We start from the raw sequence: 16508 nt of genomic DNA on the forward strand, positions 1-16508 counted from the left end.
TCCGATGGAATACAGGACAAAGGCCGCCTAGATCATTTTTATTATTTCCACTGTCTACTTGACAGGGGGCAGTTCATATCGAATGTTCGGGTTTTGTTACGTATAATATAGTTTTGTTGCAGCCTCGTCTTAGTAAAAAATCAGTTCTCAAACCAGTTATTTGCTATCGTCTGTTTAAACCAGTAATAACTGTCCTTTTTCGTCCGCTCTAACGTGCGATAGTTTACGTGCACAATACCGAAACGCATAGAGTATCCTTCCGCCCATTCAAAATTGTCCAATAATGACCAGGTGATATATCCTTTAACATTTACTCCAGAAGCAATGGCACGACTTAACGCAGTCAAGTGTTGTTGTAAATAACTGATCCTTCCATTATCCTTCACTTGACCATTTTCTGGTTCATCATTATAGCATGATCCATTTTCTGTAATATAAATTGGTATATCTCCATAACTCTCTTTAATTCGCATCAACACATTATAAAATCCTTCCGGGAAAATAGGCCAGCCTATATCTGTACGATCATAATTCATTTCTACCAATTCCCAATCTAGTAAACCACTATTTTCTTTGTAACGTGCAATATGTCCTGTATAGTAGTTGATTCCCAGAAAATCAACTCGCTGTTGGATCGCTTCCATATCTCCGTCCTTAATTTCTAACTGCACACCTTTTTTCTTAAACCAATCTAACATAAATTCCGGATAGTTGCCTTTGAATACTGGATCCATAAACCATTCAATATACCATCCAATTTCACGATTACATGCATCAATATCTTCTTGACGATTGCTGTATGGCTCAAGCCATGTTGTATTAGGAGCAAAACCAATTTTTCCCTCGATTCCTAAGTTGCGGAATTTCTTTACTGTTAAGCCATGTGCAACTAATAAATGATGGGAAATTTGGGTTGCCAATTGCAAATCTTTATTTCCCGGTGCATGTGCGCCAATATAATTAGATAAGAAAGAAATACACCATGGCTCGTTTAAAGTAAGCCAGCTTTTAATTTTGCCTGAAAATTCATTGAACATCAGCTCTGCATACTGAACAAAAGCATCTATAGTTTCACGATTATTCCAGCCACCTTTATCCTCAAGTGCTTGTGGCAAATCCCAATGATAGAGCGTGCACATCGGTTCAATACCTTTCTCTATCAATTTATCAACAAGTCGATGATAATACTCCAAACCTTCCTGGTTCACTTCACCTGTGCCATTCGGAAAAATTCTTGGCCATGCAACAGAAAATCGGTACACATCTACTCCCAGATCTGTTAATAACTCAACATCTTCTTCATAACGATGATAGCTATCACATGCTATGTCACCATTGTCACCATTAACTACTTTACCTGGTGTTTTAGAGAAGGTATCCCAGATGGAAGTTCCGCGCCCCCCTTCATTTACAGCTCCCTCAATCTGATAGGATGCCGTTGCAGTTCCCCATTTCATACCTTCTGGAAATTGAATAATTGCCATTTTATACTTCCTCCCTAATTTATAAAATTCGAACAAATTGCTGAAATGCATAATCGATATGATTCGGCAAATGTTCATGGCCAAACTCATGATACAATGTCATTTTCTTCTTCGATTTTATTTTGTTGTAAGCTGCATGTTGAGTAGATGGTGGACAAATATGGTCTCGCAATCCTGTCACCCAATTCACACTAGCATTAATTCGATTTGCCAGATGTTGAATATCTATATAGCCCAATTTTTTGAATACCTCCTGATGTCGACTATGCGTCGGATCAAAACATCGAAAATAATAAGCGATTTCTTCATATGCAGAGTTCTGAATATCCATATTCCATACTCGTTCGTAATCTGCCAGAAAAGGGTGTACAGCAAATAAATGTTTCACACTCGGTTCTAGAGCTGCACATGCCACAGCAAGCGCTCCTCCCTGGGACTGGCCATAGACACCAATTCGGTCAGGATCAACAGTATCCATTGATTTTAAAATTCTTACTGTTTGCACCGTATCCAGAAAAACTTGACGATAATAAAGCTTATCAGGATTTGGATCATCTAATCCACGAATGATATGTCCTTTAAAAGTAGGCCCTTTCGTCATTAGGTTATCCTCTGATTTCCCACCTTGTCCTCTACAGTCCAATGCTAAAACGGTAAATCCTTGAGCAGCAAAAGCTAGCTTATCTAACCAGTCACCACTATCGACTGAGTAACCATGAAAGATAGCTATTCCTTGTCCTGTAGTAATATCCTGATTAGGTTTTACAAGCTTTGCATGAACCTTTGCACCGCCGACTCCACGAAAATATAAATGATAGCAGCTCGCAAATTCAGGTTGAATAGCTGCCTCCTCTAACTCATAGTCTAATGATTGTTTTTCTAACTCTTGTAAAGCTCGGTCCCAATACAGGTCAAAATCATCTGGTTTTGGGTTAATGCCTAAATATTTTTCTAACTGATCCAGTGGCATATCTACATGCATATTATCCCTCCTTGACAACATCCTCTATTATTGCCTTTGATTATGTAAACCAGGATGTATTAAATGGTGATTTCACTCCTAAAGTCCATTATACTTATTTGGATGACTGGTAAGGAAATCGGTTTCCTTAATGAGACTAATAAATAGACAGGACTCACCCTGTTTTTTAATAATTCCTATATAGTATAACTAATAAACCCGTCAAACTGCTCGCATCATTATCAGTTTTCATCTCTTTAAGGATACCGGTTTCATTATACCATATCCTTTTCGTTTGAGCACTTGCAATTAACAACAGTTCGAGCCCTATTTATCCAAATAAACAGAGCTCGCCTTTGTTTTACAGATTTTTCACAGCTTTTATCCATTGATTTGCCATTAATAGATTTCCTGCACTATTCATATGAACACCATCTGTTGTTAAGTAATATCTACTATCTTTTTGTAAATATTCGATAAAGGCTTGATGTGTAGGAACAAGCAGGGTATCAAACTCACCAGCTAATTTATTTACAATTTCCACATACGCTTTTAGTTTTTGATTTCCTTCCGAATTAATCTCTTCATTAATTATGGTAGGTTCCATTAATATTATGTTAGCATGGGTCGCCGCTTTTATTTGACTTAATAACTTTCGATACTTTTGCTCAAATTTATCAGGGGCAACCTGTTCAAGTTCTGGTTGATCTAGCTGGCGCCATACATCATTAATCCCTATCGAAATGGATACAGTGTCTGGCATTAAGTCCAGAACATCCTCTTGCCAACGTGCCTCTAAATCGGTAATTCGATTTCCACCAATTCCTTTATTAAAAATCTCATAGTTTTTTTCAGGCTCTGTCACCCGTAAATAATCATGAATCAATCGAACATATCCACGGCCAATGCCTTCTGGGTCTTCATTTTTCCCCCATTCCGTGATACTGTCACCAATGAGAACTAAACGTTTTCCTAGATTCAATGACTTAGTTCCTCTCTATATTGATTGGTATATTTCTTTCTGAATGATACCACTTTTTCAATATTTTCTCTGCCTTTTTACCATAAATGTCAAAATCGAGGTCTTTATCTGCATCTTCAATCGGATATAGCTTTGTTTTCCAATCCCACCAGAAGAAACCGGCAAACCATGGCTTCTCCCAAAACACTTGTAATACAGATTGGTAAAAATTCGCTTGTTCCTCTTCGCTAAAAGGTAAGTCAGTATGCTCAAAATCCCATGGCATTGTGGCACAGCCTAATGCACTTCTACAGCCAATTTCCATAAATAAAATCGGTTTGTTAAATCTTTGATGCAGTTTTTCGAGTTTTAGAGATATTTTCTCCCATTCCTTCACCATATTTTCAACAGTGTCTCCTGGAACTTTCGCAACTGGATAATAAGCACTTGTACCAATGACATCTACTGCCATGGTTTGCATTGTAAATAACCGGTCCATCATAAATATTACGAACCTTTTTAATTAATTCACGCCAGTAAACAGTTTGTGCTTCTGTATTAATCATCTCACAACCGATACAGAACATTTCACAATCAAGCTCTTTAGCTAACTCCGCATAATGGATGGTAAAGTTAGTGTAGGATTCAAACCATTCTTCCCATTTATCAACAGCTTCTTCAGGGAAACCGATCCTTGCTCTCCAAATCCCGTCGCGACAATTAACTACAGGTTTCAAACATACCTTCAATCCTAATTTCTTTGCCTCATTAACCGCAAATTGAATATCTCGATCTGTCATCGTATTACTGTAATCAAACTGAATAGATGTTGAATGATACGTGTCCTGAAGCGCAAAAAAGGAAAGTGCTATCCATTCACTACCAGTTTCTTTTAGTTTTTGCAAGGAAGAAATTGCTTCCTCTGTTCTATATGCTCCACGTGTTGTATTCCAGCCATATGTCATTCCTTTTACAAACAATTCTTCCATTATTCACTACCACCATTTCTATTATTCTTCGTGTGTAATATGATATACACTACGAACCTTCAGATTATCTTCTAGATTCTTTAGAGTTACCGTATCTGGTAATAAAGATTTTTCAATCGTCACCACTTTGAGTTCATTTGCTGATAAATCAAAATAATTGTCGGATAGAATAACATCTTCTGCTAATTGAATTTCAATATACTTTGTATAGGAAGTTGCTGTTACTTCAATCATGAACTGCTCATCATTTTCTTTGAGCTGTGTCACCAGATTTGGATTAAGGAAGTCAAAATGCTTTGTTTTCGTAAAAATAACTGTAGCATTGCTGTATTTCTCATCATCAACATAAAGAATAGCTTCGAAATAACAATCTCGCTTTCTATCCTCTGTTAACAAATTGGTAAAATCAAGTGACTTACAGGATTTTGCCGTTGAAGCAGGAATATCAGCATGAAGCTCGCCTTGTTCTAAAATGTGAGATCTGGTATCCATCAACTTCCATTCAATCCGACATTTTATCCCACTTAAATGATCATTTGTTACATATATATTGACATCGCTCTCGCCTTCTTCTAATGATAAAAGAATCGGGTCATAGAATTTTTTAGTGAAATAATGCAATGCCTTCCATCTACCGAAATAATCAATACTTGACCATGAAGCAACAGGCCAGCAGTCATTTAATTGCCAGTAAAGAGAGCCCATGCATCGCCCTAAATTACGGCGCCAATGCTCTACCACGTATTTAATCGCCTCTGCTTGCAATAACTGTGAAGTAAAGAGCAATGCGTCAAAATCTTTTGGGTAAAGGAAATTCTCAGATAAATAATATAAAATTTTCCCATTTGCGTCATCATTTTTCTGATGCTTCTCCATAATTCTAGAAAAGATATTCCTATCCTCTGGCTCGGTGAATGATTTGATCGTTTTCATTGCAGGGAAGGATTGAAAACCGAACTCTGAACAAAATCGAAAATAATAATTGCGATAATCAGTGAATGGCTTTTGTCCATGCCAAACCTCCCAGTAGTGAACATCTCCTATATCTGGATTTCTCGGTTTGTCAAATCCACCTCCTGATGATGGGGAAGAAGACCAGTAAAAGGTTTGCGGATCATGTTCTTTTACAATGTCCGGTAATATAATTTCAAATAGCTTGATGTAATCTCTTCTCCAGTCTGCTTTCTTCGGCCATCCCCAAGGCTCCATCGCTTCTTCTACTTCATTATTTCCACACCAGATTCCAAGTGATGCATGATGACGAATTCGTTTGATTTGGTCAATTGCTTCTTGGCGGACGTTTTGTTCAAACTGTTCTGTTAATCGATAAACACTACATGCATACATGAAATCCTGCCAAACAATTAGACCATATTGGTCACAAAGCTCATAAAAATAGTCTTCCGGATAATGTCCTCCACCCCAAACTCTAATCATATTAAAGTTAGCTGCAACACTATCCTTAATTAATTGTTCCGTTCTTGACCTGGATGTTCTAGGTAACAGGTTATCTTCAGGTATGTAATTGGCTCCCTTCATAAAAATAGGATAGCCATTTATAACAAATTCAAAAGATTTACCCCACTCATCGTCTTCGTGTTTTACTTCAATTGTTCGTAGCCCGATGTTATGATTTTTCCTATCAATATGTTCTTCCGCCTTCTGTAGGATAATCTCTACGTTGTATAACGGCTGTTCTCCATATCCAGCAGGCCACCATATTTTTGGGTTCTCAATTGTAAACGAGAATTGCTCTGTTTGTTTTGCCTGATTGATTACTTGTTCTTCCTGCTTACCATTTGGATCTGTGATTTTTGCTAAAATGGCAAGGTTTGTATCCACTTCTTGCTCCAATTTTACTTGAACGTTTAAATGCACTAGATTCTGTTCATGCTTTTGCGCAATGTACACATCATTGATCCGATTTTCATTCCACATCACCAGCTCTACATCACGCCAGATTCCTAAATCAGGTATCTTCGGGCCCCAATCCCAGCCAAACATACTATGTGCTTTTCTTAAATGTTGATAGCCTTCCATCGCGTGATCGACACCAGATAAAGGATCACGCTGATGGATTTCCTCAATATATTGAATAGGAGAAGATAGAACCAACTCTATTGTATTAGTTCCTCCTTGAAGATAATCTTTAGCGCTCACTTCATAAATACGGTGCATATTATTTGTATTTGCTAGTTTTCTGCCATTGAGGAAAATCTCTGCTATCGTGTCAATTCCGTGGAATATTAGGGAGATATTTTCATACGCTAACGTTTGATTATCCAATTCAAACTGTTTCTGAAAAACATAATCCTGATTGGCAATCTCTTTCGCATTCTCTTCATTGTCACGATAAAATGGATCATCAATAACATTCGCTTCTAATAATGTGTTCATCACAGATGCTGGAAGTGTTACAGGATACCAATCGTTTTTGGATAATGCTTTCATTTTCCAATTTTGATTAAAGTTAAGCTTTTTCATATGCTACCTCTTCACTTTTTATTTGTAAAAGGAAGTCGTGCTATCCAACTTGATAGTACGACTTCCTAGAATATTACATTGATTTATTACGTGAAACTTATCAGGCAGTTATCACTAACGGTTAACGCGCGTGATAAAAGTCATGGATCACTCTCTCTGCCGGTTTTCCATAAACCGCATAATCTGTATCCAGATCTGCCTCAGCTTCGGGATAGAGTATTGCTTTCCAATCCCAAAGGCCAAAACCTTTCACCCAGTCTCTTTTACTTGTTTTCTCAAACATGTCACGGTAGAAAGCCGCTTGCTCTTCTACGTTTACTTCCCCTTCTAATGACCAATCGTTCGGAATATTAGCAGAACCTGTTCTACTTGGACATCCCGCTTCTGCGAAAAAGAACGGTTTATTAAAAGGTTTAATAATCTTTGCAATTCGATCTAATTGATTATCCCAGTCACCTAATGGATAGTAGCCACTTGATGAGATAACATCTACCTCGTCCCACCAACTTACATTTCCTTCCTGATACTTATCTGTGTTATAGGTAATTAAACCATTATAAGCTTGGCGAACCTCACGAATCAATTGACGCCATTCTTTCTCGCGCCTTTCTGTTTGTACCATTTCACAGCCGACAATAAACATTTCTGCTTCTTTCTTCGCTGCTATTTTTGCATAATGTAATTGATAGTCTGTATAGCTTCTAAACCAATCAGCCCACTTCGGTTCACAAGGAACATCTATATCAAAGAAATTAATATGTGCCCGCCATATCCCATCACTCGGATTTACGGTTGGCTTTATCATTACTTTTAAATCTAATGATCTAGCATAATCAATCATCTCTTCCAGCTCTTGGTCTGTTACCATATGTTCTCCACGATAAATCACATCTGTAGAGAAAGCCGTTTCCTGTGAAGCTGCTAAGGCAAAAATAACATAATTACTTGCTGTTCTTTCTTTCATTAGTTTCAAAGACTCTTTTGCTTCTTTCTTATTGAAATCTCCACGCTTTGCTCCCCAGCCAAACGTAAAGCCTTTAATATATTCCATCTATTTCTCTCCTTTTATTTCACTGAACCCGATGTTAAGCCATTATATATATATTTTTGCAATGAAATAAATGCGATAAATGTCGGGATAATAGCAAGCATAATTCCTGCACATATTACTTCCCATTCTGAACCATACGGTCCTTTAAATTTAAACAAAGCCGTTGATATTACTTGTAGATCTGTTTTTGGCATATAAAGAAAAGGTGTATAGAAATCATTGTATACATTTATCCCTTTTACGATAATAACTGTCACAATTGCTGGTGTTAAAAGTGGTAGAATTATTTTCCGGTATATTGTGAAATATGATGCCCCATCTAGCATTGCAGATTCATCTAATGATACAGAGATTGAACTCATAAACTGCAAGAATATATAGATTGCAATGATGTCTGTTCCAAGATATAGAATGACAGCTGCCCACATCGTATTAAACAAGCCTAATGAATTAACAATCTGAAAGGTTGCAACCTGAGTAGTTACTCCAGGGATCAACGTAGCTAATAGAAATGCGCCTAAGATTAACTTACTCCCTTTAAACTTAAAACGATTCAAAACAAACGCGACCATTGAACCAATAATTGTCGTCCCAACTATAGAAATAAGCAAGATTATTACAGTATTCTTGAAACCTGTCAGCATGTTACCCTCTATAAATGCTCGTTTAAAGTTTTCGAAATTTGTCCAATTCGATGGCGGTGTTAATGGTCCCGTATTGGTATATTCTGTTCCTGTTTTAAATGCAGCAAATAATACGATAAGGATAGGTAGAATTGCTGCAACGGCACCTATTATTAGTGAGCCATACTTTAATACATTTCCTGCCATATATTTAGCCTTCATCTTAATCCTCCTCCGAGAAGAATTTTCGTTGAACTGCAGTGACAATTACTACGATAAATAGTAATATTACTGCCATTGCTGATGCTAAGCCAATCTTCCCATATTTAAAGGCTGTGTCCACTGTTTGAATAACAAATGTGGCACTTCCATTTGATCCACCAGTCATAATATAAGGGATTTCAAACGCACTTAGTGCTCCACTTATTGCTAAAATTAAGTTTAATGAAACGATAATTTTAATACTTGGCAAGATAATGTACTTAAATTGATGCCAGCGATTCGCTCCATCAATTTCTGCCGCTTCATATACCTCTCCAGGAATAGACGAAATAGCTCCAAGGAAAATAATGAAGTTAAAGCCCATATATCTCCATACCGAAGTACCTGCTAATGATACGTTAATCATATCTGGATTTCCTAACCAATGGGTGGTTAAATCACCTAATCCAATTAAATTTAAAACAGTGTCTAGTCCACCATCAGGTTGAAAGAATAACAAGAACATAAAACCTATGGCAACTCCATTTAATAAGTAAGGGAAAAAGATTACCCCTTTGAAGAAATTTTTCATTCTTACTTTGAAGCTTAAAATTGTTGCAAAATACAAAGCCAGACCCATCTGTACAAATGTACCGACAAAATAATACAAACTGACAATAAATACTCGAAAATACTCAGGATCAGTAAAGACCGTTTTATAATTCTCTAATCCGATAAATTCTTTGTCACTAAACCCATTCCAGTCAGTTAAGCTGTACCAAAACATATTAGCAACTGGTAAAAAAGAAAAAGTTCCTAATAACGCTAACGGTAAAATGAGAAATGATATAATAATCACCATACGTTGTGTTTTATAATTTAATTTTGAAAACATAGTTAGTTGTCGCACCTCCTGGTAAAAACTAAATGAAATTGGAAGAATTTGTTTTCCGAATTTCATTTAACTTTCACTTTTCTATCTGTTTTTTTATAATAAGAGATGGTTATAAGTAAGCGCACTATTCACCACTATTGATAAATAGTGCGCTGGTCTTTTTAAATTATTCCCCTACAATTTCATCGTAAGCTGCAGACCAATCTTCATTCCAGCTATTCATAATATCGTCATAAGACTCATCTCTGTTACCAATTGCTGCTTCAATGAGAATTTTTTTATTCGGTTCCAGCCATAAACCTACTTCAGATTCTTTATCAATTTCATCAAGTAACCCTTCCTTGCCTTCTGGAGCTGGAGTTAACATCGAGAATTGTGCTCCAGCTTCTTCCGCTTCAGCCAATGCAGGTGGTAATGAAACATCTTTCGATGCACTAATTCCACCAGCCTGTTCTACAGAATAACCAGATTCATGAATAAACCAATCTACCCAGGCAAAAGCAGCTTCTTTGTTCTCACTATTCTTATTTATAGAAATATTCAAGTCTGCTCCTAATGAGAAGATGGTATCTTCTGCATCAGTAGGGTATGGCATAATGGCAATATCATCCGCATTTTCTCCAGCACCTTGAACTTGTTCAAGTGCCCAGGAACCTAATACCATAGTTGCAATTTCACCATTGTTCATTCTTACTTTTGAAGCTTCCCAGTCAGTAGTCAATGGGTCTTCTTCAATTAATCCTTGTTCAGCCACTTCATACATTAAACTATAATGCTCATAATGTGGATCACCTGAATCAAATGGTGTTGGATCTTCTAACATATCTACATTATAGTAGTCTACATTTCCAGCAGTTGTCGTAACGGCACCTTCCCATTGTGTTAACGGCCAACCAGCAGCATAATTTGTATATAATGGAATAGCATCTGTATTGTCTTTTACTTTTTGTAGTGCTGCGATGAATTCATCTTGTGTTTTTGGTAATTCCGTCACTCCAGCTTCTTCAAACACTGCTTTATTATAAATAACACCAGTATAAGTTAATGCAATTGGAATACCATATACTGTTCCATCTACTTGACGTTCCTCAACACCTAAATATTTTTCATTCATATCTTCTAAAGTACCCATCGGCTCAAAGAATTTCGGAATGTCTTCAATTGGTACTTGTACCGGTAAATATTGAACATCCCCATAATCTTCGGTATTCATACGTGGCATAATTTCTCCACCGTAATCAGTTAATGCCTCAAAGTTCACATTTACATTAGGATATTTTTCGTTAAACTGATCTGCATAATCCTGATAAACAGTATCTACAATATCTGTTCTGTGCGTAATTACAGTAAGATCTCCCTCAATATCTTCCGGAGCTATTTCTTTCCAAGTTTCATACAAAGGAGCATCTCCTTCACCTGAACTTTCTCCAGCGCTTGCATTGTCTTCATTATCAGAAGAACAACCAGCAACAATTGCTAAAACTACTAACATGCTTGCAAAAAACACTAACAATTTTTTACTCATGTTTTTTGACCCCTTTCCTTTTCTATATAATCAATATAAAGTTAACGTTAAAGTTAACACTTGCTTAATAATAACTTGAAACCGTTTACTAGTCAATAGTTTTATTATATATATTTATTTTTATTTAAGTTACAGCATAAGGAGATATAAGTAATATCTAGTTAATAAGACGATAAATAAATCGTTTCATTATGGTTCTTCAACAAGTTAGCTGAAACTGCCACCCGTGGTATAGAGAATGGCATAGAAAAAACCGAACGATGATATAAGAATTACATCATCGTTCGGTTTTTGTTACCGGTTAGGAAAATATAAAATTTCAGAAAGGAAGGTTTAAGCGACGTAGTAGAATTTTTGAAGTTCCAAGTATAAGAAAATGTTTTCGTCCCTGCCTCTTTATCTCTATAGAAGATTCCTTATTCATTATTTGTTAATTGTTGAAATATGACATTTAAACAAACTCCGAGTATACATGGTCCAAAAGCTAGAAATGCAACTAAATTCCAAACCATTAGCATAAAGACACTTACCAGCAGAACTAAAATGATAAAGGAACGGAATGGACGTCTAATTGCTGTAACAAAAGCTAATGCAAATGAATTTTTCATCGTATGATTTTGAGTAATTAAAAAGTAAATCATATAAATGAAATTCAGATTAATTAACACTAATAAATAAATACAAACTATCACGAATGCTAAACTAATAACATGGTTAGATTGATTAATAAAAAACAACGCAACAAGTACGATAATGTTGAGAATGACAACACTAAAAGAAGTCCATCGATGCTGTTTATATTTATCATAGTGCGACTTAAAAAAATCTTTCATTTCCATGTCTTCCTGCTGCCAAATTACCATTCTAGAGGTTGCCCACAATGCTGCTACAGCAGGAAGCAGGCTATATAATACCAGCCCCTTTATGAGGTAAACCCAAAAATAAAAACTCATCTGAATTAATCGATAGATAAACTGAAACAGCCTATAAATAGACCCCGCCACTGTTTGACCCCCTTTAATGTAAAATGCTTCTATGTGACTTTTTTAAGTGTTGCTAACTAACCTATAGTGTAAAAGGCCAAGGTTTACACACACCTTGGCCGAGTTTATTTTATCTTTTGAACAGAATCGCGATATATAATCTTACCTTTTACAGCAACTCTACCAAATGTTGCAGAAGCATCATCCATCTTTTCACAAATAAATTTCACTGCATTTTTTGCCATCTCTTCAATATGGACTTCAACAGTTGTAAGGTTTGGGGTTGTGAGTGTAGCATATATATCATTGTCAAATCCAACAACTGAGCAATCTTTCGGGACTTCGTAACCACTTTTCCGCACTTTCTCTATCAATAAATGGGCAACCTGGTCACAATTACATACAAATGCAGACGGCAACTGTTTAGGTAAATCAAATTCAATAAAAACTCCTCGTTCATCTCGATCACTAATTATATAATCCTGATTCAAATGAATGTTATGCTCTAATAGCGATTTATAATAGCCTAAGAACCGATCCTGAATGCTACTTGTAGAAAAAAGATTACCGATATAACCAATTTCACGGTGGCCTTGTCTAATTAAGTAGTTTGTTAATTCATAAGCTCCATAAAAGTTATCTGTAATAACAGCATCCACATTATTATTTTCATCATAAAAGTCTAAAAATACTAACGGCATATCAATGCTTTGCATTAGTTCAATATATTCCCTTTTTGGTTGACCTAACAGAATAAAACCATCTACTCTTCGCTCATGGTAGATTCTTGGAAGTTTTAGATTATCTTCGTCATCACTTGGAAGAATGTGTATTATGCCATAATACCCCTTTTCTTCTAGTATCTGAGCAATTGATTGATAAATTTTTAAATAAAAGGACTGGGTCATACCAGTATAACGTTCAGGTATAATAACACATACATTATACGATTTTCCATCTTTCATTGATTTTGCCAAAGTGTTGTAACGATAACCCATTTTGTCTGCTAAATCTTTGATTTTTTCCTTTAACTCATCACTAACGCCCTCTTTATCGTTAAGTGCCTTAGAAATTGTTACACTGCTGACGTTCAGCTTTTTCGCAATATCCTTCATTGTTACGTTTGACTTCATGTTCTCACCCCAAACTTATGCCTGCCTATTTTCCAAACTAGTTTATAAATAAATTACTTTATATTATTAATTCATTATTACTTATTTTAGCCAGACAGTAAAGTACCTACACCTATTTAGGATAAATAATTATAGGTATAGGTACAGTAATTGTTGAATTAGGACTTATTCAGTTAACCTACAATCATTGGATGAAAGACAATTCCAATGTGTTTTAATAAATAATCAATTACTTGTTTAACAATTCTTCATTTTTCAAGATTAAATCTTTTCTTTGTTGTGCGTTTTCTAACGAACGATATAGATCTTCTGGAGTGTTAAAAGTATAATCAATTAATTGATTAATAGTAGTAGTTGCTACATGAATTCTTGTATCACTAGAAGCATAGTAAATAAATACCTCATTATTCTCATTTACAATTGCACCATTGCAAAAGATTACATTAGAGACATCACCAACTCTTTCCCTATCATATGGCGCTATAAAATGACCGCCTGGTAATGCAATCACTTTTGTCGGATCTTCTAAACTTGTCGCAAAAGTATACAATACATACCGCAAGCCTGCTGCTGTATTACGTACACCATGTGCAATATGAATCCAACCTTTATCTGTTTTGATAGGTGCAGGTCCTTGACCATTTTTCACTTCATAAATCGTATGATATTTTTTACCATGCATCACTTTCTCATCTTTAATCACCGGATTGTTAATATCTTTAGTTAAACCAAATGCAATTCCCCCACCTGAACCAGTTGAAATAAATCCATCCTGCGGTCGTGTGTAGAAAGCATATTTCCCATCAATAAATTCAGGATGCAGTACTACATTTCGTTGTTGTGGTGAAGGTGTTTGTATGTTGGGAAGCCTCTCCCAATCCTTTAAATTCTTTGTTCGAACTAACCCTGCTTGCGCAACGGCACTGGAAGTATCGAATTCACCAGTATTAGGGTCTTTACTCTCTGAGCAGTAAATTCCATAAATCCATCCATCTTCATGTTGCACTAATCGCATATCATAAATATTCGTTTCTTCTTTATCAATATCTTCCCATACGAGAGGTTTATCGATAAAAGTAAATTGATCTACACCATTGTCACTAACTGCTAAAGCAAAAATCGATTTTCGATCTAATCCTTCTAATCGTACAACCATATAATATTTACCCTCAAAATAGATTGCACCTGGGTTAAAAGTTGCATTGACACCTAACCTCTCCATAAAATGAGGATTCGTTTCTTTATTCAAGTCAAAGCGCCAATGTAAAGGGACATGGTGACGAGTTAAGACAGGAAATTTATATCTGTTATATACACCATTATAGAATTCTTCCTCTATCTCATTATGTCGATTGATTAATTTATTTTGTTCATCTAAAAGCTTATAATAATTTTCATGGATCATTTGCTAAAGCACCCTCTCGATATATTCTAAACAAAATCTACTATTATGGTACGATGTCTTCCACGGCTCGCCTATTGCTTTTACAGTTGGACTGCCATCCGCTTCTACCGACCAATACCACTCGCCGTTATTTCGGTTATCTACAACTTTTTCCTTTATATAATTCCAAAGCTCGATAATTATTTTTTCAAATTTAGGATCATTGGTGTGCTGATAGGCATTTAAATAACCGACCATTGCTTCTGCCTGAATCCACCAAATTCTAGTATAATCGTATTCATCCTCTACCTGCTCATTAATTAGAGAGCCGTCTTCTTGCATAGCATAATCTGCAATATTGTAAGCAATATCTAGTACCATTTGGTGATACTCAGGTTTATTTATACCTAATGTCTTAATCGTTTCATCCATCAACCAGCTAGCCTCGATATCATGGCCAAATGATTTCATATTGATAAGAGATTCCCATTCTTTATCAAAAAATACTCCTAAAAACTTGGAGTTCTTATCATAAATCCTTTGATAATGTGTTTCTAAAAGATCAATCAGTCTTTGTTTTAACTCCTCAGATGGGTGCGCTTTATAAAGATTGGTGTATGCTTCTAACACATGAATATGAGTATTCATTGTAATATCGGCTGTGACACCATTTTCACTTAGCATTTCATTTTTAACAGGATTCCAGAAACAATCGAACTCTTCCATATACGCACTATTCGACGTATTATATCCCTTTTCCTCTATTAAGTGATAGATTTCCAATGCAAGTTCCAATGCCTCATTTGAATTAGTGACACGATAATACTCACTCAAGGCGTAAATAGCAAAGGATTGGGCGTAGACATGCTTTCGAGTATCTATCGGCTCACCTTTATAATCTACTAACCAATAAATACCTTTGTTTGTTTCATCATAAAGCTTATCCCTTAAGAATTTGTATAGATGGTGAGCATATTCCAAATATTTCTTATTTTGTGTAACTCGATAGGCAGATGAAAAAGTCCATAAGAATCTAGCAGTAGCAATACCACCCTTGTCTGCCTCTTTATGGATAGTTAAGTCATGGTCTACAACGCCATAATATCCGCCATATTCATCATCTTTTAACCTCATCCAAAACGGTAGGATTTTATTTTCTAAATGTTGTTGAATTTCATTAGTAATTTGTATCAAGAGTTCGTAACCCCCTCTTTGTTTATCGATAACTTAATAAATAAATAATAATTAACTTATAATTAATTGTCAATTAATTATTCTTTCCATTCTAAAGATTTATCATGCTATAACCACTAAAAAGAGGCCGGGACATAACTAATAATGTTAACCCAAAACACGACCGGTACCATAATCAAGAGATGAACGCACATACTAAGCGCAGTCAAAACACAGAGACTAGTGGAATCCGGACGTGTCTGAAGACCCCGCATGAACAAAGGCGCAAGCGCCCGTTTAGAGACGTAGCGAGTGGAGCGAATCAACTGAGATAAATCACGCGGTGAGGTAACGAATCGATGATGACTTTCACCCAAGTGGCACGACGACAGGACGTCTAGTATTGACGTTGGTCACAGGACGTGACCGTAATTAGTCGATGAAAGGGCGACTAAGCCTCTGGTAAACCAATCGGCAAGTCTTCTTTATCGTAGGGCGCTTTCGCGAAGTCGCCTAGTTTCTGGCGTTCGGAGCTAGACATCTCTGTTTCTTTACTCTGAACAAAAAACCCGAAACAGATAAAAATTGATATGCTCCCCTTAAGGTAGACAGATTAAAAATATAAAATCTGTTCATCTTAAGGGGAGTTTTTATGTCTAAT

The 16508-nt window shown here is 36.0% G+C and carries 12 protein-coding genes and 1 pseudogene; all 13 read right to left on the reverse strand.

The features are described 5' to 3' along the window. Positions 1-140: 140 nt before the first annotated feature. Complete coding sequence (locus F9U64_RS22225) at positions 141-1484, reverse strand: GH1 family beta-glucosidase (protein WP_153407086.1); 1344 nt, start codon at positions 1482-1484, stop codon at positions 141-143. A 19-nt stretch (positions 1485-1503) separates the two neighbouring features. Further along, positions 1504-2466 (reverse strand): acetylxylan esterase, encoded by a 963-nt coding sequence (locus F9U64_RS22230; RefSeq protein WP_153407087.1) that lies wholly within the window; start codon positions 2464-2466, stop codon positions 1504-1506. Between the two features lie 340 nt (positions 2467-2806). Next, entirely contained in the window at positions 2807-3427 is a 621-nt protein-coding gene (locus tag F9U64_RS22235; protein WP_153407088.1) for an SGNH/GDSL hydrolase family protein, read from the reverse strand. Positions 3428-3431: 4 nt separating this feature from the next. Next, a pseudogene (locus tag F9U64_RS23640) lies at positions 3432-4395 on the reverse strand (glycoside hydrolase family 113). Between the two features lie 21 nt (positions 4396-4416). Next, positions 4417-6879, reverse strand: coding sequence for a beta-mannosidase (locus tag F9U64_RS22245; protein ID WP_153407089.1), 2463 nt, complete (start codon positions 6877-6879; stop codon positions 4417-4419). A 121-nt stretch (positions 6880-7000) separates the two neighbouring features. Continuing rightward, positions 7001-7930 (reverse strand): glycoside hydrolase family 113, encoded by a 930-nt coding sequence (locus tag F9U64_RS22250; protein ID WP_153407090.1) that lies wholly within the window; start codon positions 7928-7930, stop codon positions 7001-7003. Between the two features lie 14 nt (positions 7931-7944). Beyond that, complete coding sequence (locus tag F9U64_RS22255; RefSeq protein ID WP_153407091.1) at positions 7945-8775, reverse strand: carbohydrate ABC transporter permease; 831 nt, start codon at positions 8773-8775, stop codon at positions 7945-7947. A gap of 1 nt (position 8776) precedes the next feature. After that, positions 8777-9649 (reverse strand): carbohydrate ABC transporter permease, encoded by an 873-nt coding sequence (locus F9U64_RS22260; protein ID WP_153407092.1) that lies wholly within the window; start codon positions 9647-9649, stop codon positions 8777-8779. A 166-nt stretch (positions 9650-9815) separates the two neighbouring features. Further along, positions 9816-11174 carry an ABC transporter substrate-binding protein gene (locus tag F9U64_RS22265; RefSeq protein ID WP_153407093.1) on the reverse strand — a complete coding sequence of 453 codons (1359 nt, stop codon included), beginning with the start codon at positions 11172-11174 and terminating at the stop codon, positions 9816-9818. Positions 11175-11590: 416 nt separating this feature from the next. Then, complete coding sequence (locus F9U64_RS22270; protein ID WP_153407094.1) at positions 11591-12178, reverse strand: YesL family protein; 588 nt, start codon at positions 12176-12178, stop codon at positions 11591-11593. Between the two features lie 104 nt (positions 12179-12282). Continuing rightward, positions 12283-13290 (reverse strand): LacI family DNA-binding transcriptional regulator, encoded by a 1008-nt coding sequence (locus F9U64_RS22275; RefSeq protein ID WP_153407095.1) that lies wholly within the window; start codon positions 13288-13290, stop codon positions 12283-12285. Positions 13291-13519: 229 nt separating this feature from the next. Continuing rightward, complete coding sequence (locus F9U64_RS22280; protein ID WP_153407096.1) at positions 13520-14695, reverse strand: glycoside hydrolase family 130 protein; 1176 nt, start codon at positions 14693-14695, stop codon at positions 13520-13522. A gap of 3 nt (positions 14696-14698) precedes the next feature. Beyond that, positions 14699-15868: an AGE family epimerase/isomerase gene (locus tag F9U64_RS22285; protein WP_153407097.1), complete on the reverse strand. Its 1170-nt coding sequence runs from the start codon at positions 15866-15868 to the stop codon at positions 14699-14701. Positions 15869-16508: the final 640 nt, after the last annotated feature.

The sequence above is a fragment of the Gracilibacillus oryzae genome (assembly GCF_009498735.1).
Lineage (GTDB): Bacteria > Bacillota > Bacilli > Bacillales > Amphibacillaceae > Gracilibacillus > Gracilibacillus oryzae.

Excerpts from the sequence above, each read along its gene's own strand:
- F9U64_RS22280 (WP_153407096.1), bottom strand. The coding sequence starts at position 14,695 with ATGATCCATGAAAATTATTATAAGCTTTTAGATGAACAAAATAAATTA.
- F9U64_RS22225 (WP_153407086.1), bottom strand. The coding sequence starts at position 1,484 with ATGGCAATTATTCAATTTCCAGAAGGTATGAAATGGGGAACTGCAACG.
- F9U64_RS22245 (WP_153407089.1), bottom strand. The coding sequence starts at position 6,879 with ATGAAAAAGCTTAACTTTAATCAAAATTGGAAAATGAAAGCATTATCC.
- F9U64_RS22255 (WP_153407091.1), bottom strand. The coding sequence starts at position 8,775 with ATGAAGGCTAAATATATGGCAGGAAATGTATTAAAGTATGGCTCACTA.
- F9U64_RS22250 (WP_153407090.1), bottom strand. The coding sequence starts at position 7,930 with ATGGAATATATTAAAGGCTTTACGTTTGGCTGGGGAGCAAAGCGTGGA.
- F9U64_RS22275 (WP_153407095.1), bottom strand. The coding sequence starts at position 13,290 with ATGAAGTCAAACGTAACAATGAAGGATATTGCGAAAAAGCTGAACGTC.
- F9U64_RS22265 (WP_153407093.1), bottom strand. The coding sequence starts at position 11,174 with ATGAGTAAAAAATTGTTAGTGTTTTTTGCAAGCATGTTAGTAGTTTTA.
- F9U64_RS22230 (WP_153407087.1), bottom strand. The coding sequence starts at position 2,466 with ATGCATGTAGATATGCCACTGGATCAGTTAGAAAAATATTTAGGCATT.
- F9U64_RS22260 (WP_153407092.1), bottom strand. The coding sequence starts at position 9,649 with ATGTTTTCAAAATTAAATTATAAAACACAACGTATGGTGATTATTATA.